The sequence below is a fragment of the Paraburkholderia sp. J10-1 genome (assembly GCF_905220165.1).
Lineage (GTDB): Bacteria > Pseudomonadota > Gammaproteobacteria > Burkholderiales > Burkholderiaceae > Paraburkholderia.
This window is the reverse complement of record NZ_CAJMYW010000059.1, coordinates 1-821: the sequence shown is the minus strand read 5'-3', so window position 1 is coordinate 821 and position 821 is coordinate 1. Positions and strand designations below refer to the sequence as shown.

Below are 821 nucleotides of genomic sequence, written 5' to 3'. Positions count from 1 at the left end.
TGCCACCGTGCTCAACCCCAAGGCCATTTTGTTCGCCGGGTCGATTTTTCCGCCTATGGCATTCGAGAGCGTTTCGATGTGGTTCCAGGCCATGGCGGTCTTCGCGGTCTTGCTCGTCCCCATTGGCATGACATGGATCGCCATCGGCGCCGCGCCGCGCAATGGGCGTGCGCCGTTCATTCGTCCGGCGTTCTTCCAGCGTTGCGCGTCCGTCGTGGTGGGCGCCTTCTCCGTGTCGCTCATGTGGGCGCTCGCCCACTAAAGCAATCGCGCCATTTGCAGGCTCAGGCCTGCTGCGGCGGAACGAGTTCGGCGATTCTGAGCCATTAGCTGCCAGCCTTGCCAGCGAGGCGCTGCAGCGCTTCGGCTCTGTGCACACCGCACTGCACTGGGAAAGCCTTCGTTGCGTAGGCGGCAAGCCAGAGTGGTCCTCATCACGCCATCCGTGAACGTGACGAGTTCAACGATAGGCACAACCTTCAGTGCCATCCAATTCAACGTCGTGCAACCGTCGACATGACGCAAGGTCAGGCGTCAGTACGCGTGTTACGTATGCCGGCCTTGTGCCTCACGGACGACGGACATGCCATGCCCATGCCTTTCCCACGATGGAACACCCTCGAGGTACCACTGGAGAACGGGTGGCAATGCACGCTCGTACCGGGTGGCCAGTACCGCGACGCAGTCTGGAGTCAACAAGCGAGCGGGATCAAACCCTACCCGCTCAGAAAGCCGCGATGGGGATGGCCCGACGGCAGGGACGGAACCCTCTCTTCCCGACAGTCTTCGACGCGTACGCCCCGGTGCTGGCGCGACAACCG

General features: G+C 62.5%; 1 pseudogene. It reads left to right on the top strand.

The annotated features are described in order from the left end of the window. Positions 1 to 262, top strand: a pseudogene (locus U5A65_RS40670) (LysE family translocator); the annotation flags it as partial. Positions 263 to 821: the final 559 nt, after the last annotated feature.